The sequence below is a fragment of the Brasilonema sennae CENA114 genome, from assembly GCF_006968745.1.
Classification (GTDB): domain Bacteria; phylum Cyanobacteriota; class Cyanobacteriia; order Cyanobacteriales; family Nostocaceae; genus Brasilonema; species Brasilonema sennae.
Map to the genome: position 1 here is coordinate 2,312,683 of NZ_CP030118.1, position 18,635 is coordinate 2,331,317.

Here is an 18,635-nt window from a genome sequence, read left to right on the forward strand (position 1 = left end):
AGGTGCATCTCAATCTTTTGCCATAAAAAATTTAATAACTAAGTGTTGAAGTTGCTTATTTGATTAATAAGCAACTCTTTCTTTTCAAATATATCAAAACTTGATTCATGCACTTATCTCATTTAATTCGCTTTGGTACAATTGGAATTATTTTGTGTTTGTTAAAGGCTTCAGTTTACGAAGGACAACAATCACTTGTAGGTTCTCGTTATCAAATTGTGAGTGATTCTTCTAAAACACTCTTACAAGCAAACAAATATAAAAATCTGAAAATAGAAGCAGATCGATTATCTAACCAAGCAGCTGACCAATATGATAAAGCTCAGTTTCACAAAGCCTTAGAAATCTATCAAAAAGCGCTTGAATTTTATCAAAAAATAGATGATAAAACAAATATTAGTAATACATTTAATAGCCTAGGAGCAGTTTCTAGAGAGCTAGGTCAATATCCGCAAGCACTAAAATTTTATCAGCAAGCGTTGGCCATAAATCGAGAAGTAGAAGCTGGCAAAATTCCTAACCAAGAGGAACAGGAAACAACTGGAACTATATTCAATAATATTGGGTTAGTTTATCAATCTATGGGGCAGTATTCTCAAGCAGTGGGATACTATCAGCAAAGCCTTTCCTTGATGGAAAAAATTGAAGATAAACTAGGAGTCGGATCTGCCCTCAATAGTCTTGGTGGAGTTTATTACGAAACAGGACAATATTCCCAAGCACTCAAGTTTTTTCAACAAGCTTTAGTTAACGTTAAAAAAGCTAAAGACCCTGTAGAAGAAGCGAAGAACCTTAATAATATTGGACTTGTTTACAGCGAACTCGGTCAATATCCTCAAGCCATCAAGTTTTATCGGGAAGCTTTAGCAATTTGGAAAAAAAATGGCGATAAGTTAGGCGAAGGCACAACTCTTCATAATATTGGGTTCGCCTACAACAAGATGAATAAATATTCTCAAGCTCTAAATTACTATCAGCAAGCATTAGCAAATTTTCGAGATATTGATAATCAACAAAAGATTGGCACCACTCTTAACAATATCGGTTTTGTCTATCAACAATTGGGACAGTATTCGCAAGCACTAGAATCTCTTGATCGAGCGTTGAGTGTTCTGCAACAAGTGGGTGAGCGTGCTGTCGTTGGGCGTACTCTTGATAGTATGGGAAGCGTTTACAAAGGTATGCGTAAGTATCCACAAGCATTAGCGTCATATCAGCAAGCATTATTATTGAGTCGGGAAATTGGTGATAGAACTGCTCAAAGAATTACCCTGGGAAACATTGGTGATTTACTAGCGCAGCAAAACAAAGCACAACTGGCAATTATTTTTTACAAGCAATCTGTGAATGTGACTGAAGCTATACGCGCACAATTGCGATCGCTTCCACAACAAGAACAGCAATCTTACACAGCAACCGTTGCTGATATCTATCGACGTTTAGCTGACTTACTTCTGCAACAAGATCGAGTGCTAGAAGCACAGCAAGTTTTAGATTTACTTAAAATCCAAGAATTAGACGATTATCTGCATGATGTTCGGGGTAATGAAAGAACAGCTAAAGGAGTTGAGTCGCTGTCTCCAGAACAGTCCATTAATCAAGGGTTGAAAGTTATAGCCGATAAACAAATTCAAATCAGCAGACAACTCGGCGAACTGCAAAAAATTCCACCAACGAATAGAAAACCGCAAGACAAAGAAAAAATCGTAGCACTGGAGGCAAATCTTCTCACCGAATTTAACCAATTTATTGATAGCCCAGAAGTGAATGCTTGGTTAGGACAGCTTAGCCCAAAAACGGCACAACAGATTATACCACTGGATAATCTTAACAGCTTGCGCGACAACTTGCAGCGTCTTAACCAAAACGCCGTCTTGCTGTATCCGTTGGTTTTAGACAATCGTTTGGAACTCGTACTAACGACTCCAAATACACCACCAATCCATCGTAGTGTTCCTATTAAAAAAGAAGAACTCAATCGGCTCATTGTAGATTTTCGTAGAGCTTTAGAAAATCCCGAATCGAACGCCATAGTTCCCGCCCAAAAGCTGTATGAATTATTAATTCAACCGATAGAAAAAGACTTAGCAAATGCCGATGCAAAAACAATTATTTATGCACCGGATGGAGCATTACGTTATATTCCTCTAGCTGCTTTATATGACGGCAAACAATGGTTAGCGCAGCGCTTCCGTACTAACAATATTACTGCGTTGAGTTTAACAGAAATTGATACCCAACCTTTACCACAAATAAAAGTTTTGGCTGGGGCGACAACACAGCGTCATGTCGTACAATTAGAGTCTACTTCATTACCATTTAAAGCACTAGAATATGCAGGAGCGGAGGTTGAAAATCTTGCTACTATGATGCCAGGAACTAAGACACTTTTAGATAACGAATTTAGTCGCCAAGCAATGATTCCTTATTTAAGTATTTATACAATTATTCATATGGCGACTCACGCGAAATTTGTCAACGGTCAGCCGCAAGATTCTTTTATTTTGATGGGTGATGGTAGTTTAATTAAGCTACCTGAAATTCAAAAGTTATCTTTGCCAAATGTAGATTTGGTTGTGTTGAGTGCTTGTGAAACAGCAGCCAGTGACCAAATAGGCAAGGGAGAAGAAATTTTAGGTTTTGGCTATCAAGTACAGCGTACAGGAGCAAGAGCTGCGATCGCATCTTTATGGTCTGTGAGTGATGGCGGTACACAAGCTTTAATGGATGCTTTTTACGCCTTCTTAAGCCAAGGGAAAATGAGTAAGGCTGAGGCTTTACGTCAAGCGCAAGTTGCAATGATTACAGGCGACTATTCAGGGATAACTCAAGATCAAGACAGAGGAATTCTTAAATCTACACGCCAGAATCTACCAGCAAAAGTCGCTAATCGTCTGAGTCATCCCTATTATTGGGCACCTTTCATTCTAATTGGTAATGGTTTGTAATACCAATTAAAATGAAAATGCACTTAGAATCTTATGGATGAGGATAAAAATAATATATGCTTGAATGTATGCTTGTAAAAAAATCTGGAACAATGAAAAAATTGAATGTGATTTAATAATTACTACAAGGACACAGGGATGATTTTTTTTAATTTATGTTTTGAGATTGAATTTTATCTAAAAATAGCTATTAGTTGCACAATTCTTCAGCAAATCTTTTATTGGCTATTGCACAATGTCGAACTCAAATTTCTCACTCAGGTGCTATTATACTGGGTTGTTGGTTCTGTCTCATTTTATAGCATTGGTCTTTTCATCGAAAAAGTCATTAAAAAGAATGATACTTTAAGAGAGAAACTGACTGCCAGGGTTAAGAAAGTCAAAAAACAACCATTTCCTTCTTTTACTGCAAAAGGCATCATTATTGGGGAAATCAGAAGTTTAATAGCAGCTTTGATGATCGTCTATCTAGCGCCAGAGGTAAATAGAGGAAATAGCTTGCTCCTAAATCTTGGATGGTTCTTGATGAGAATAATTGCAGCTGATTTCTGTTTTTACGTCACCCATTGGCTATTTCACAGAAAATTCTTGCGGAAAATACATCTTAAACATCATGAGTTTGCCGACTCATCAAGTTTTGTTGCTGGTCATAAGAGTTTGACAGAATATATTATTGTTAGTATTACAGACCTTTTGCCTATCTTTATATTTGGGTATGATATCACCCAGCTATGTGCCTGGACTATTATAGGCAATGCTTACAACCTAGAAGGTCATAGTTCTTTATCAATCTTTTTCGTGCCATCAGATTTTCACGATCTTCACCACACTTGTTTCAAGGGAAACTATGGCATTCAAGGATTTTGGGACAGGGTATTCAACACGCTGAATCCTCCTACAAAGAAGTCAGGAATTATGTTCCCTGTAGCTTCTTTGGAGAATCTCACCATCAAGTCGTCTAGCCGTTTGGATTGAGTTACCAATTCTAGAGATAGCAATCCTCTCAACGGTTGTGAGATAATGGTTCTTCAGATTTTTGTAGGGTGGGCAGTGCGTACCCTTGGCTCAAACCCTGAATTTTAAGTTATTGGCACTGCCCACCCTACAGTTATTGAGAATGAATGGTGCAAGATATCAGTTTACATTTTTAGAAAAGTTATTGAGTTTGGTAAAGAATTAACCCAAACCACTGCTGAGAATCTGTCCAAGTTTTCAAAGTTATAAGTCCTTGCGCTGCAAATTGTTTTTGAATGATTGCCAAATCGAACTGGCGAGAATTTTCGGTGAGAATGCTTTCTCCAGCTTGAAACGAAACTTTTCAATCGAGGATATCTAGAGACACCCAATGATTTTCTTGGCAATGGAGATACATTTAAATTTGAGCATCAGCTTGATTATAAATTGCTTGATGAGTGAATAAATTGAGATTAAAATTTTTCCTTCTTAAGAGTAAAGCTTAAGAGTTCCCTATTTCCTATTGTCTGTTCCCACGATAGAAACACCTTTGTGTTTTTTTGCCCTAACCAACAAACCATGCTTGGGTGCAAATATCATCGCCACGACAAACAACAGAGTTTGCAACACCACAATGCAACCCCCAGTTGCACCATCAATGTGATAGCTAATGTAGGTTCCCATAACACTCGAAAATACTCCAGAAGCCATCGCAATCAGCATCATGTGGTCGAAGTTATCAGTTAATAAATATGCCGTTGCACCTGGAGTGACTAACATAGCAACAATCAGAATAATTCCCACTGTCTGAAGTCCGGCGACGGCAGTTAAGGAAAGTAACGATAGCAAAATATAATAGAGTACTCCTGTATTTAAACCAATAGAACGTGCATGAGTGGGGTCAAAACAAAATAAGAGTAGGTCTTTGCGTAGGATGGCGATCGCCACCAAAGTAATAACACTAATAATCACCGTCTGAATAATATCTGCTTGAGAAATACCCAGAACATTGCCAAACAGGATGTGTGTCAAATCTACGCTGCTTGGTGTTTTAGAAACTAACACCAACCCCAAGGCAAAGAACCCCGTAAATACTAGTCCAATCACCGTATCTTCCTTAATTCTTGTCTTTGCCTTGATAAAACCAATAGCAATAACCGAACCCACGCCAAACACAAACGCACCAACAGCAAAGGGGATTTTCAAAATATAAGCAATCACCACCCCAGGCATAACCGCGTGAGAAACTGCATCTCCCATCAATGCCCAACCTTTCAGCGTCATGTAACAAGATAGCACTGAACAAACCATACCAACTAAGGCACTGACGAGAATTGCCTTAACCATGAATTCGTTTTGCAAAGGCGCAGTAAACCATTGTAGTAATTGCATCAAAAACCCTCCATATTTTCACGACCTATCCGACTTTTGCTAAACGCTAAATCACTCAGAGAACCATCAAAAGTGCGAGAGAGATTCTCCTGTGTGAAGACTTCATTCGTATTGCCGTAGGCTAAGATAGTCCGATTGATGAGAACAACTTGGTCACAGAAGGTAGTAATTGATGCCAAATCATGGGTAGAAACCAAAATTGTGTTACCCGCATCTCGTAATTCCAGTAACAAGTCAATCATGGCTTTTTCTGTTTTGATATCTACCCCTGTGAAAGGTTCATCTAACAGTAAGACAGTTCCCTGTTGCGCCAAAGCACGGGCAAAAAAGGCACGTTTTTTTTGTCCACCAGAGAGTTCTCCAATTTGGCGTTCGCGCATTTCCCACATCTCTACCCTCTCCAAACTCTCCCTCACGATCCGTTTATCTGTTACAGAGGGAATCCTCAGTATATTCATATATCCGTAGCGCCCCATCATCACCACATCATGGACACTCACCGGGAAATTCCAGTCCACCTCTTCAGATTGAGGCACATACGCCACTAGGTTATTTTTTTGTACCATTCTGATTGGCAAGCCGTTAATCAACACTCTTCCCGTTGTCGGCTTCACAAATCCCATAATTGCTTTAAACAGGGTTGATTTTCCGCTACCATTCATCCCCACCAACCCACAAATGGAACCGGCTTTGAGTTGCAAAGAAGCACTATGCAAAGCTACCTTACCGTGGTAAGCGACTGTCACATTTTCAACATTAATACTGATTTCATTCATAATTACTTGTTGGTAGTTCACCTAAATATCCCGATTTTTTGACCAAGCTAGCGGTGTAGAACGAAAAGAAGAGATTTTCTTTTTATACATCCGAAAGCCACCATGTGCTGTTGTACCCCTTACACCCTTACATTCTCATACCCTTACACCCTTAGTTATTCACTAATATCAAATTCGCTTAACTACTTAATCATTCAGATTTCTTTACGTCCCCGCATCAGCCTTAAATAATAAATATTGAACAGGTTGTGATATTACTACTTTCCCTGCAACCCCTTAATCAGCGTAGTCACGTTATATTCAAGTAACTTGAGATAAGTCGATGCTGGTCCATCTGACGGAGAGAGAGAATCTACGTAGAACACTCCGCCAAACTGTGCACCTGTAGCATTAGCGACCTCCTTTTGCGCTTTATCGCTTACCGTACTTTCACAAAAAACAGCAGGTATTTTATTTGTCTTAATAGTGTTAATCACCTTTTCCACTTGCTTCGGGGTCGCTTGTTGTTCCGAATTCACCGCCCACAGATAAACTTCTTTCAAGCCATAGTCGCGGGTGATGTAGGAAAACGCCCCTTCACAACTAACCATATAGCGTTTATCTGGGGGAACGATTGACACCTCTTTTCGTAAATTTTGGTCAATTGCCTTAATCTTCTGACTGTATGCTTTCGCATTAGCATTGTAAGTGTCTGCGTTCGCTGGGTCTAAATTTACCAGAGATGAACGAATATTTTCTACATAAATTACAGCATTTTGTGGTGACATCCAAGCATGAGGATTAGGCTTACCCTTGTAAGCATCCTCCGCAATTTCCACAGGTTTAATTCCCTTACTCAGAGTAATGTGGGGAACCTTCGGAATGCTGTTGTAAAATTTTTCTGCCCAACGTTCTAAACCCAAACCATTATCCAGAATCAGGTCAGCTGATTTCGCCCTCACTAAATCACTCGGTGTCGGTTCATAACCGTGAATTTCCGAACCTGGCTTGACAATTGATTCCACAACCGCCTTGTCACCCGCCACGTTTCGCGCCATATCCGCAATCACTGTGAAGGTCGTTAGAATTACCTTTTTGTCTTTTTTCGCCGGATTCACCCCATTGGTTGTCTCTGGCGTAGCATTTACCTGCGACTGCTCATCAGAAGGCGTGGGACTACATCCACTGATCCAAAGTCCCAATAGCAGCCCAGATACAACAACCAACGAGGGTACGTGCTGCGGCAGTCGTGCCGGAAAAATATTAATATTTTTTCTCACTTGTCAATATTCATATTTTTCTCATTTTTAAATGAATCTATCATAAAGTGAATCAAAATAAAACAAAAATAAAAAAACTAACAAGACGTCAGATTTTGGTTTTTATTCCAGCAAATCGAGAAAATTCAAGGTTTCTTCATAGAGATCTTCTGATACAAATATGAAATAAGAATGAGAGCAAAAGGAAACTAATCTAGTAGGAAAAATTAATAATAGGCTTCCATTTTAATCAATCGATTTTGGACAGTACTGGTCATGTTATACTGACTCATGCAGATTTGATTAATCCTGCTAATTTGGGACTTCAGGCAATGCATCCACCAAATGCTCACAATTTTCCTCTGCTACTAGCTAGTGTTTATGCAACGCCAGAGTGATAGTTAAGTTTTATTTTTCCATCTCCCAACAGCCCATTTTTTGGAGCGAAGGTTTACTCCCTTCTATTGTTCCGTTCCAACAAAACAATGTCCATGCCCCTTTCTTTGAAAGAATAAGTAAGAATGTGCAAACCTTCCTAGTCCTTAAGTCGTAAACTCTAAAGCTACTGCAATTTGTTCTCACACTGAAGAGGTCAATAAAATTGCAATATTTAACACCTGTTCATCGGAAGGATGGATACGACCATGCCTAAACCTACGCTGTTAGAACCAGAATTGCACAGAGGTGCAGAGAATGAATGCACAGCAGTTAACCCTAACCTTGGTGTCACAATTTTGTTGTATATTACTGATACTCTGTGGATAAATAAAGCCATCTACCATGCCATAAAAAACACCCTTTACGGGTGTATGAACAAGTCGTCTCATTACTTGTAACGCTTGATTCATCGTATCTTCGTCCAATTAGCTTTACTCCCTCCAAAAGTCAGAGTTCAGATTAAGAATCTGCGTGCTGGGGAATACAACTGAGATAGTGAATGAATTTCGCCAAACCCCAACAACAAACTGTTATCAGACAGACAAAGAAAGTTGAATTAAAGCGTCTGCAATTTTTGGCAAAATAAAAAATGCTCTCTCCCAAGTAGTCATAACAAATGACACAGGAGAGAGGCAAAACATTCCTTGTTAAGACGTGCTTTCTCAATCATTTAACTGTATGAAACAATACATCTACTATCTATAGATTGATAGATCTTGTGTTAATTTTTATTGTATTTGAGAATACAAAGCTAGTGGTAATGGTTTGTAAATGATCTCTCCCCTGGAGGGGCGATGGCTTCGCAGATCCCTAAATGCACACAGTTGAAGAAGAACACATAGGTCAGAACGCAGAACTCAGCAATATGATTGTATTGGTATTCAAACAAGGCAGCTTTTGGGTAAAAAGCAACAACCCAAAACGTGCCGCCCCAACCAATTGAATACACCGTATAGAGGGTGGGGTTTTAAACCCAAAGACTTCCGTACCAGAACTCTACAATTTATGCGCTTGTTTTTCTTTCTTATTCTGATTTGTGAGTTCTGAGTTCTGAGTTCTTTTCGATAAACAATATGTTGACTCTCGTTCGCTCTAGATAGTGTAGCCTAAGCTATAGTTATCTTTTCTCTATATTTAAAGCTAAGCGATACTTACTGCTCAATCCTAAGAACTCCTCACACCCATGACAACAACCACAGACTTTCTCAGTCACCTTAACCCCAGTCAACGCCGCGCTGTTGAACATCACTGCGGTCCCCTACTCGTTGTTGCTGGTGCGGGTTCCGGCAAAACACGAGCGCTGACTTATCGCATTGCTAATCTTATTTTGCAACATCGTGTCGATCCAGAAAATATCCTGGCGGTAACCTTCACCAACAAAGCCGCACGGGAAATGAAAGAACGTATTCAAAAATTATTTGCCGATCGCCTAGCAATCACAGAATACAACGAGCGGTTTGATTTATTGCCAGAAGACGACCAAACCAAGCTCAAGTCGAAAGTCTGGAAAAATTATATCAAAGATATGTGGTGCGGTACTTTCCACAGTCTACTTTCTCGCGTTCTCCGCTTTGACATCGACAAATACCAAGACGAAAAAGGACGCCAATGGACGCGGAATTTTTCCATCTTTGATGAGTCCGACGCCCAAAGCCTGGTGAAAGAAATCGTCACCAAACAACTTAATCTGGATAATAAAAAGTTTGAACCTCGTTCTGTGCGCTACGCCATTAGTAACGCCAAAAACCAAGGCTTATCACCCAAAGAATTTGAAACAGAACAACCCAATTATCGCGGACGGGTGATAGCAGAAGTTTACAATCACTATCAAAGCCGACTTGCACAGAACAACGCCCTCGACTTTGATGATCTTATCCTCGTTCCTGTCAGATTGTTTCAGCAGAACGAGCAAGTCTTAGGTTATTGGCATAATAAGTTTCGCCATATCCTGGTAGATGAATATCAGGATACCAACCGCACTCAATACGAACTCATCCGTCTTTTGACGACGAATAACGAAACCAAAAAGACTGATTGGGACTGGACAAATCGTTCCACTTTCGTGGTAGGTGATGCAGACCAATCGATTTATTCATTTAGAATGGCAGATTTCACCATCTTGTTGGACTTTCAGCAAGATTTTGGCGATGGTTTACCAGACGACGATACCCGCACGATGGTGAAGTTGGAAGAGAATTATCGCTCTTGTGAAAATATTTTGCAAGCAGCAAACCAACTGATTGAAAACAACACCCAACGTATTGATAAAATCCTCAAAGCAACAAGAGGTGCAGGTGAGGAGATTTTTTGTCATAAAGCAGATGATGAAATTGCAGAAGCAGATTTTGTCATTAAGGAAATTAGTTCTTTGGAAAATCAGCATCCAGAATTGAATTGGGGAAGTTTTGCCATACTTTATCGTACCAACGCCCAATCTCGACCGTTTGAAGAATTATTGGTGCGATCAGGAATTCCCTACACAGTTGTCGGAGGGATAAAGTTTTACGATCGCAAAGAAATTAAAGATGTCCTGGCTTACTTGCGGGCGATCGCCAACCCAGCTGATACACTCAGTTTATTGCGAGTGATTAATACTCCTCGGCGCGGAATTGGTAAAGCCACCATCGACGCACTCGTAAACGCCGCTCAAGAATTAGGCACAACCCTGTGGGAAATACTGATTGATGAGACATCAGTAAACACATTGGCTGGACGTTCTGCCAAAGCTGTTAATACTTTTGCCCAGATGATTCGTCATTTACAAGAACAAATAGAGACGGTTCCAGTTTCCGAACTTGTGCAAGGGGTGTTGGAAAACTCTGGCTACATTAAAGACTTGGAAACTCAGAGTACAGATGAAGCAGAAGACAGGTTGCAAAACGTCCAACAATTATTCAACGCTGCGCTGCAATTTGAAGAAGAGAACGAAGATGTGAACCTGCAAGCCTTCCTCGCCAGTACCGCCCTCAGTTCTGATTTGGATAACTTAAAAGAAGGAGAAACAGCAGTTTCGCTGTTAACTTTACACGCCTCCAAAGGGCTGGAGTTTCCTGTTGTGTTTTTAGTGGGGATGGAACAAGGACTATTTCCTAACTACCGTTCAATGAATGATCCAGCATCTTTGGAAGAAGAACGTCGGTTGTGCTACGTCGGGATTACTCGCGCCCAAGAACGATTGTACATAACCCACGCCCGCGAACGCCGCCTTTATGGTTCTCGGGAACCAGCTTTGCGATCGCAATTTCTCGACGAATTACCCGAAGAATTACTAATGACTCGACAAAAAAGCACTGTTGCTTATACAAAAGGTACTGCTGGTAGCACAGCCCAACGTACAACCAAACGAAACCAAGACACTACTGCTAGTTGGCAAGTCGGCGAAAAAGTTCTGCACAAAGCCTTTGGTATTGGAGAAATTACTCACATTTTTGGTTCAGGAAATAAAGTTTCTTTGGCAATTAAATTTGATAGTTTGGGGCAAAAAATTATCGATCCAAGAGTTGCACAGTTGCAACGGGTGGAGTGGTAATACTAGGATGCTTCCAGTCATGATTTAAAATCATGGTAAAACCCGTGTGAGGAGAAATGGCAGCTACATTAACAAAATGACATTCACCTGAAGGTTGCTGTTGTAGGTTGTGAGTGAGAATGTAATTTACTGTAAAATTATTGTTGTAACTAACTATTGACAGAATAATTAGTGAAAAACACAGCGTCAGAGATTGTATTTCTGATTGAAGAAGATCCTGAAGATGGTTATGTAGCAACCGCATTGGGTGAACCAATTTTCACCCAGGCTTCGGACATGACGACTTTAAAAGAAATGGTTCGTGATGCGGTTCGATGCCATTTTCCTGATGAGGATACCCGTCCAAAAGTCATTCGGTTACATTTTGTTCGGGATGAGGTTATTGCGTCGTGAAGCTACCGCGAGATTTGTCGGGTGAGGATTTGGTTAAGGCATTAGCTATTTTTGGTTATGCGGTAGATCGACAAACTGGTAGTCATATTCGCTTAACTACTCAACTTCAGGGCGAACACCATATCACCATTCCTGCCCACGATCCGCTAAAGATCGGTACGCTAAATGCTATATTACGAGAAGTTGCGGAGCATTTCGGTCTAACGCGTGATGAGCTATTGGAGCAACTATTCTGAGTTCTGTAGAGTGCAAGGGCACAGCCCGTTCTGAATACTTTTTCAGCAAAGATTCATAAATTTTCAATCCTCATGTCATAACCCCCAAACATCTCCATGTATTCAACAATAGAAGTGCCAAATTCGTCATGAGATACTTTCGCTGTTACTAGAAGATTTACCACTTGATCAGGACCTCTCAAGTGTGCCCCTGCTATTATGCCAGAAAGGGTAATTGTGATTGTTTTTGACTTCCCTTTATCATTAAACGTTTTTTTCTGACCAAGGTAGTTGTTTATAGACTTACCTTGCCGACTAAGGATATCGTTGATATCCTTCCAATACACCCTAAAAGCTTCACGAATCGCTTCTTCTTGAACATTGGGGGTATTGAGAAATTTTAATTTGCTATCAATACCCTTCTTTTTTGTCCATGTACCTCGCCAGTAATTCTTGTCAGCACCACGTCCATAATAAATGTCGGCTTTGTAGTAACCAAGACGAATCAGCAGAATTTCTCCAAATTGGTACTTACCAATAAATGAGAGTGGGTTTTCAAATTGGTACTGATTAGGATTTCCTGATAATAGCCCTGTTTCACGAACTCCAAGTGCTTCCAGCATATCTTGGAAACTTCCTTTGCTGATAGTAGATTGCTTTTTTGGAGAAAGAACAAGTACCATCTCAGATTTCAACCAATTAGAGTCATTTCCCATTAATAAGTCATTACTGTAAGAACTTACATTTGGTAAATTGCCATTTCTATAAAGTAGTTGACAAACTATAAGTAGTAAAATAATTTCGCGAGCTATCTTTGACACAGGTTTTCCTAATTCGCTTGCACTTGGGCGTTCAATATTTTAGTAATGCGATCGCGTGTTTCTAGCAAATGTGCCTTGGTGTACTCATCATTTGAACTCAGTTCATCCAGCTTTTCATTTAGTTGTTTGAGTTTATACCAAGCGATCGTACGAGCATCTTCTGGGACACGTTCTTTACGTAAAACCATCGCAGTCAATTTGTCAACATATTGCCGCTGCAAGCCTCTACGCAAACTGGAAATGACGATGGGCTTGCCATTTGGTTTAACGACCTCAGTCCAAATATCGTTTTGTAATGTATCAAATAGTTCTGGTAGAGTTAGGGCTTGATCGCGACCAGTTTTGAGTTCGATATCCTTGAGACGGGAGAGGCGATCGCCTGACAGCAAATCCCACAACACTGAACTCTGCATATACAATACCCAATCATGAATTGGAAAGTCCAAACGACCAACCCGAGGAGAACTCCCCCAATGTCGCCAACGCGAAGGTGCTAATTTATTGAGCAATTCTGGGGGAAAACTCAGAGCATCTTCAGCGAATACATACTTTTGTACAAGGTCTAACGCCTGCCGTTGTTCTTGTACAGGCACAGGTTTAAATGGTAATTTTCCTTGAGGATCACCAGGTTGAACCCTGTAGAAAGACTGTCCACCAATGTATTTTGTAATATAGTAAATATTTTTAAAATACTGGTCTAAGACTGTACCAAACTGTTCCTTTACATCGCTGAAAGTTTCGCCAGACAAGAGGTCAACCTTGTTGAGACGTTGCCACATAACCAAGGCATTATCCAACTGCCAATGAGAGTAAATCAGCACATTATTGCTGTTATCCCATGCGTTAACAGTTGGGTCAAGGTCAAACATATCTTCATCTGTGGAATAACTGAACTCAGGTTTGTCAGATTGCTGAGCAATTTTATCCAAAAATGGTTTTTCTGCTGCAGGAGTTGCGGCTGGAATTGGTGCGTATCCGTATTGAATTGCCCACTCATCATAAGGTCCGATCATCTTAGGGAAATAATCTCCCTGCTTAGTACCTCGGGGTGAAAGATTTGGTGGAATATAGTCCATCACTGACGAAATCATACCCTTACGGCGAGTGATATCCGGATTGTTGATCTCTTGGGGAGTAAGCATTGTACTACCACGGAAGTTATGCCTCAACCCCAAGGTGTGTCCCACTTCATGTGCAATAATTAAGCGTAAATATTGATGAATATAATCTTTCATTTGCTCACGACTTGGCGGGCTGTTTTGCAACAGCTTCATTGACAGTGAACCGTAAGCAAATTGGTTAGCAGCTTCCATACCATAGCAAAGGTCATACTGACCTGCCAGTTTTGATAAACGACTCGCTAACCCCTCCATTTCCATACTCTGTGCGGAAGTGTCGCTACTTTCTGCCTCTGTTCTATTGGTGCAAATCAGGTTATTTTGCATCAACGTAGATAGCGACCTCTGATTTTGTGTTTGGTTGAACTGTCCAACTCTAGAATAATCACTCTTGAGTGCCCGGATAAAGCTACCATCTACCAGAATGTCTGCAGCTAAGATTTCTCCAGTCAATGGGTTAACACGGGATGGTCCCATCGCAAAATATCCATCTACTGTGTTAATCCAGCGAATTGTGTTGTAGCGTATATCTGCTGGATCCCATGTTGCATTATCCGGCATTTGCTGTACTTGAATCGCATCTTTGAATCCTGCTTTTTCAAAGGCTTTATTCCACAGCAGCACACCTTCTTTGATTGCATCGCGGTATTCTAGGGGTACTGCGTTATCAATCCAGAAGATAATTGGTTTTTTCGGTGGAGAAAGGGGTGCGCTAGGGTTTTGCTTTTCTAAATTCCAACGGTTGATGTAGCGGACAAATGGATCTCTGTGCTCATCGTTAGATATATCTTGGTAGGCGGTGATAAAATAGCCAACACGCTCATCGGCTAAACGCGGTCGATAATTGTTTTCGCTAAGTTGGGACAGACTATAGTGAACGCGCAAGCTAAAGCCTCGAAGGTCTGCTAGTGTACCACCAAAACGGAGTTTATCACTATTGGCACGAGTGTTAGTGAAGTTCAACACCGACTCAATTTCCATATTTAGGGGAAAAGCTTTAGCAGTCCCAAAATAGGATTTATCTGTCGCTGGCGCAACTCCTAAACTAAGAGATAATCCAGCTAAATCTGTTAGTAGTAGATCTCCCAAGTCGATGAGAATTGTTTTGCGTACTGGATGAATACTTTTAATGGATATTGAGTAGAGAACTGAGTCACTAAAAGATCGGGCGAGCGATCGCTGTTGTGGATCTCCTTCACGTGTCCTAAAATTCACATTGCGAACCACAAATTGCAATTTATTATTCACCCGCTGAAAGTAAAATAAAAAATCGTGCAATGGCATTCCACTGTAGATTCCAGCTTCACCAATCCCAGATTCTAACGTTCCTGTGGCTAAATAATTTTTCTTGAGTTGTTCTGGTTTTATTTCTAGATAAATTTTATTCTTTTCCTTGTCTCGATACAAATTAAACAGCCCTGGTAGGATTTCAGCATCTTTGACAACTTTGTCAAACGCCTCTAATTCCTCCTTTTTTGATGGTTTGGCAATAGCCTCAGTTTTTTCTTCTGGCTTAATCGGGTTCTCTGCAATTTTCTCTACTTGTAAAAAAGGTTGTTCAACTTTTTTATTATCTTCAACAACCCAAGTAAAAGACTCGTGCTGTGCTTCTTGCCTTCCATCAATCACCCAGACTTGCTCTTTTGATAACCCCTGTTTCTCAAAAAAAGCAACATTCTCTGATTTTGATTGATGTGAGTGCGATGAGTTAGAGACGAATGAGGGAACAAGAGAAGTTTCCCCTACTCTGTTACTCTTTTCCTCTTTTGCTGCTCTTTCTTCTTGTCCCTCACTTGCGTTGTCAGCAAAGCGCCCACCTTCAGAGATCTTTAAAGCTTTTGACTGAGCACTAGAAGGTGGTATACCTAAAAATAAACAATAAAACAGAATAACAAAATAAATAATTTTTTTCATCCAATACATACCCAGTATTGATTCCTATTTTATTTCCAATATTTGTGTAACAAAGCTAATTCATACTCTCTTTAACTCAGTATTAAGAACTGAACAAATCGTTAACCACTTGCAAGCAGTTACCTGATTCAGTGAACTCAGTCAATTATCGATAGGATTATTTAGCTTGGTTGCAATATCTTACGCTAATAGTTTTCCCAACAAAGGCGTTTGTCGCACAGAGTACGTATTATGAATTTTTCATGAAACTGCAGATATGAATACCAAAATATGGTAAAATTACATCGAAAAACAACGTCAATATTTTTGAAGTTTGACTTCAAACAACAATTTAAGTAGTATTGATTCACGCAGTTATTAACTGTCGAGGCATAGAACATGTGTGGAAGTACATGCTACTACTGTGCCTAATAATTGACATCCTGCGCTATAAAAGCGTTTCGTGGTTACATCGAACAATAACAAGCTAGATAAAAATACGAGACTGACAAACGAGAAACTTTTGTCTACCGCCAAGACGATTGTAAGGGAGCGCAGACGCGCTCTTGGCGTATCGCAACAGGTTTTGCTCAGAACTGCCCTAGCAATTGACATTATATTTACAAAAAAATTCCCATCCAAGAATCATTCTGGATGGGAATCTTAATTATCAGGTGGGTAGTACCCACCCGAAGAATGTCTACTTAGATTCAGTGAAATCAGCGTCAATCACATCATCACCAGTGCCAGTGCCAGAAGAGGAGGAAGGACCACCACCAGAGGTGTTAGCGCCAGCGCTTGCAGAAGCTTCAGCACCACCTGCTTGTTGATAGAGATTACTACCAACAGCAAACAGCGCTTGTTGCAGTTCTGGCATAACCTTCTTAATTTGCTCGTCGTCTTCTTTAGAAACGGCGTCGCGCAGGTCTTTTACTAAACCTTCTACCTTGGTCTTATCAGCAGCAGGAACTTTGTCACCTAAATCTTGCAGCTGCTTCTCAGCTTGATATGCCAAAGAGTCGGCTTGGTTCTTGCGGTCGATTTTCTCACGACGGTCTTTGTCAGTTGAAGCATTTTGTTCAGCTTCTCTAACCATCCGATCAACGTCAGATTTATCCAAGGTTGAAGCACCAGTAATACTGATGGATTGCTCCTTACCAGTACCTTTGTCCTTAGCGGTAACGTTGAGAATACCGTTGGCGTCAATATCGAAGACCACCTCAATTTGAGGTACGCCGCGTGGTGCTGGGGGAATTCCATCTAGACGGAAGGTACCCAAGCTCTTATTGTCGTTTGACATCTCGCGTTCGCCTTGGAGGACGTGAATTTCCACGTTGGTTTGACCATCCACAGCGGTGGAGAAGACTTCTGACTTCTTGGTAGGAATTGTGGTGTTGCGAGGAATAATCTTGGTCATAACACCGCCTAAGGTTTCTACACCCAAGGACAGTGGTGTTACGTCTAACAGCAAGATACCAGTAACATCACCACCAAGGACACCTGCTTGAATTGCTGCACCAACTGCCACAACTTCATCAGGGTTAACGCTTTGGTTCGGGTCTCTACCCAACACCTGCTTCACCACTTGTTGGACTGCAGGAATACGAGTAGAACCACCAACTAAGACAACTTCATCGATATCACTCTTGCTGAGTTTGGCATCGCGTAGCGCGTTCTCAACAGGAATTCGGCAACGATCAATTAAGTCAGCACAGAGTTCTTCAAACTTTGCGCGAGTCAGCGTTGTATCCAAGTGCTTGGGACCATCTTGGGTAGCGGTCACAAATGGCAGGTTGATTTCCGCTTGGGTGACGCTAGAAAGTTCAATTTTCGCTTTTTCTCCAGCTTCAGTCAGACGTTGTAAAGCTTGTTTGTCTCTGCGGAGGTCAATACCTTCGTCTTTTTGGAACTGTACAGCTAAGAAGTCAACGATTTTCTTGTCGAAGTCGTCACCACCAAGGTGAGTATCACCAGAAGTTGCTAACACTTCAAATACACCGTCGCCAACTTCCAGGATCGATACGTCGAATGTACCACCACCAAGGTCAAAGACGAGAATCGTTTCGTTGCTCTTCTTGTCGAAACCGTATGCCAGAGAAGCAGCGGTAGGTTCGTTGATAATCCGCAGAACTTCAATACCAGCAATCTTACCAGCGTCTTTGGTCGCTTGCCGTTGGGAGTCGTTGAAGTATGCGGGAACGGTGATCACAGCTTGGGTGACAGTTTCACCAATGTACTTGCTTGCATCTTCTACAAGCTTGCGGAGAACTTGTGCCGAAATTTCTTCTGGAGCAAAAGGTTTGCCGACTTGCGGACACTCCAGTTTAACGTTTCCGTTGCTGTCGCGCTGAACTTTGTAAGAAACTTCAGTCGCTTCGTGCGTAATTTCGTCGTATTTACGTCCAATAAAACGTTTTACAGAATAAAAGGTGTTTTCGGGGTTCATCACCGCTTGGCGTTTGGCGATTTGACCAACCAGGCGATCGCCATTTTTTGCAAACGCAACAACTGAAGGTGTTGTCCGAAAACCTTCCGCGTTAGCAATAACCGTTGGCTTACCGCCTTCCATAACTGCTACGCAAGAGTTTGTTGTACCTAAGTCAATTCCAACTACTTTTGCCATTGTAGGTGCTGGCTCCGTATAACTACAAAAGAACTACAAAAAATGAATGAGAGTATAAAGGACAAAATTTTTGAACCAACTGGATTTAGAAAGCAGCCAGTTCAGCATGAATACCTTTGGTTTAATTTACTGCTGATATATATACTGAGCCTGTGTAGCCAGTCAATGAAGGGTGGTTTTCCGAACCTTGGTTAGGGCGGTTAAGCCTCAAAAGTTTTTCTTGTTTGTTCATAGACTGAATTTGCTTTCACTTTGTCTAATGTATGAGAATTAATACTAGGAGTAATTCGGGTGAAC

Annotated in this window: 13 protein-coding genes and 1 pseudogene; 7 read left to right on the forward strand and 7 right to left on the reverse strand. The window is 40.8% G+C overall.

The annotated features are described in order from the left end of the window. Positions 1-107: 107 nt before the first annotated feature. Both DP114_RS09835 and DP114_RS09840 read left to right on the forward strand, forming a co-directional pair. Entirely contained in the window at positions 108-2,948 is a 2,841-nt protein-coding gene (locus DP114_RS09835) for a CHAT domain-containing protein (RefSeq protein WP_171975992.1), read from the forward strand. A gap of 138 nt (positions 2,949-3,086) precedes the next feature. Further along, positions 3,087-3,923 (forward strand): sterol desaturase family protein, encoded by an 837-nt coding sequence (locus DP114_RS09840; RefSeq protein WP_171975993.1) that lies wholly within the window; start codon positions 3,087-3,089, stop codon positions 3,921-3,923. A gap of 181 nt (positions 3,924-4,104) precedes the next feature. Here the strand turns inward: DP114_RS09840 and DP114_RS36025 are convergent. The 4 genes and pseudogenes from DP114_RS36025 to DP114_RS09860 all read right to left on the reverse strand — a co-directional run. Continuing rightward, a pseudogene (locus DP114_RS36025) lies at positions 4,105-4,251 on the reverse strand (L-histidine N(alpha)-methyltransferase); the annotation flags it as partial. A gap of 164 nt (positions 4,252-4,415) precedes the next feature. After that, positions 4,416-5,294, reverse strand: a complete 879-nt coding sequence (locus tag DP114_RS09850; RefSeq protein WP_171975994.1) for a metal ABC transporter permease — start codon at positions 5,292-5,294, stop codon at positions 4,416-4,418. Beyond that, positions 5,294-6,070, reverse strand: coding sequence for a metal ABC transporter ATP-binding protein (locus DP114_RS09855; protein ID WP_171975995.1), 777 nt, complete (start codon positions 6,068-6,070; stop codon positions 5,294-5,296). The genes DP114_RS09850 and DP114_RS09855 overlap by 1 nt, the downstream gene beginning before the upstream one ends. A 257-nt stretch (positions 6,071-6,327) precedes the next feature. Continuing rightward, positions 6,328-7,329, reverse strand: coding sequence for a metal ABC transporter substrate-binding protein (locus DP114_RS09860; protein ID WP_171975996.1), 1,002 nt, complete (start codon positions 7,327-7,329; stop codon positions 6,328-6,330). 239 nt (positions 7,330-7,568) lie between these two features. Between DP114_RS09860 and DP114_RS09865 the strand changes: the two genes are divergently transcribed. The 5 genes from DP114_RS09865 (at position 7,569) to DP114_RS09885 (ending at position 11,904) form a co-directional block, all read left to right on the forward strand. Then, on the forward strand, positions 7,569-7,706 hold the full coding sequence (locus tag DP114_RS09865; RefSeq protein ID WP_370460535.1) for a hypothetical protein: 138 nt from the start codon (positions 7,569-7,571) through the stop codon (positions 7,704-7,706). A gap of 246 nt (positions 7,707-7,952) precedes the next feature. Then, entirely contained in the window at positions 7,953-8,144 is a 192-nt protein-coding gene (locus DP114_RS09870; protein WP_171975997.1) for a hypothetical protein, read from the forward strand. Positions 8,145-8,929: 785 nt separating this feature from the next. Then, on the forward strand, positions 8,930-11,275 hold the full coding sequence (pcrA, locus tag DP114_RS09875) for a DNA helicase PcrA (protein WP_171975998.1): 2,346 nt from the start codon (positions 8,930-8,932) through the stop codon (positions 11,273-11,275). 171 nt (positions 11,276-11,446) lie between these two features. Further along, entirely contained in the window at positions 11,447-11,668 is a 222-nt protein-coding gene (locus DP114_RS09880) for a 2-oxoisovalerate dehydrogenase E1 subunit beta (protein WP_169263144.1), read from the forward strand. Next, entirely contained in the window at positions 11,665-11,904 is a 240-nt protein-coding gene (locus tag DP114_RS09885; RefSeq protein WP_169263143.1) for a type II toxin-antitoxin system HicA family toxin, read from the forward strand. Before DP114_RS09880 ends, DP114_RS09885 begins: the two co-directional genes overlap by 4 nt. Positions 11,905-11,957: 53 nt before the next feature. Here the strand turns inward: DP114_RS09885 and DP114_RS09890 are convergent, their stop codons facing one another. From DP114_RS09890 to dnaK, 3 genes are all read right to left on the reverse strand, one after another. Next, positions 11,958-12,704, reverse strand: a complete 747-nt coding sequence (locus DP114_RS09890; protein ID WP_246163097.1) for a hypothetical protein — start codon at positions 12,702-12,704, stop codon at positions 11,958-11,960. 8 nt (positions 12,705-12,712) lie between these two features. Continuing rightward, complete coding sequence (locus DP114_RS09895) at positions 12,713-15,736, reverse strand: zinc-dependent metalloprotease (RefSeq protein ID WP_171975999.1); 3,024 nt, start codon at positions 15,734-15,736, stop codon at positions 12,713-12,715. A gap of 679 nt (positions 15,737-16,415) precedes the next feature. Continuing rightward, positions 16,416-18,338: a molecular chaperone DnaK gene (dnaK, locus tag DP114_RS09900; protein WP_171976000.1), complete on the reverse strand. Its 1,923-nt coding sequence runs from the start codon at positions 18,336-18,338 to the stop codon at positions 16,416-16,418. Between the last annotated feature and the right edge of the window lie 297 nt (positions 18,339-18,635).

Bases quoted from the DNA above. Each gene is read 5' to 3' on its own strand.
- DP114_RS09870 (WP_171975997.1), top strand. From the start codon at position 7,953: ATGCCTAAACCTACGCTGTTAGAACCAGAATTGCACAGAGGTGCAGAG.
- DP114_RS09855 (WP_171975995.1), bottom strand. From the start codon at position 6,070: ATGAATGAAATCAGTATTAATGTTGAAAATGTGACAGTCGCTTACCAC.
- DP114_RS09840 (WP_171975993.1), top strand. From the start codon at position 3,087: ATGATTTTTTTTAATTTATGTTTTGAGATTGAATTTTATCTAAAAATA.
- DP114_RS09850 (WP_171975994.1), bottom strand. From the start codon at position 5,294: ATGCAATTACTACAATGGTTTACTGCGCCTTTGCAAAACGAATTCATG.
- dnaK (WP_171976000.1), bottom strand. From the start codon at position 18,338: ATGGCAAAAGTAGTTGGAATTGACTTAGGTACAACAAACTCTTGCGTA.
- DP114_RS09835 (WP_171975992.1), top strand. From the start codon at position 108: ATGCACTTATCTCATTTAATTCGCTTTGGTACAATTGGAATTATTTTG.
- pcrA (WP_171975998.1), top strand. From the start codon at position 8,930: ATGACAACAACCACAGACTTTCTCAGTCACCTTAACCCCAGTCAACGC.
- DP114_RS09895 (WP_171975999.1), bottom strand. From the start codon at position 15,736: ATGAAAAAAATTATTTATTTTGTTATTCTGTTTTATTGTTTATTTTTA.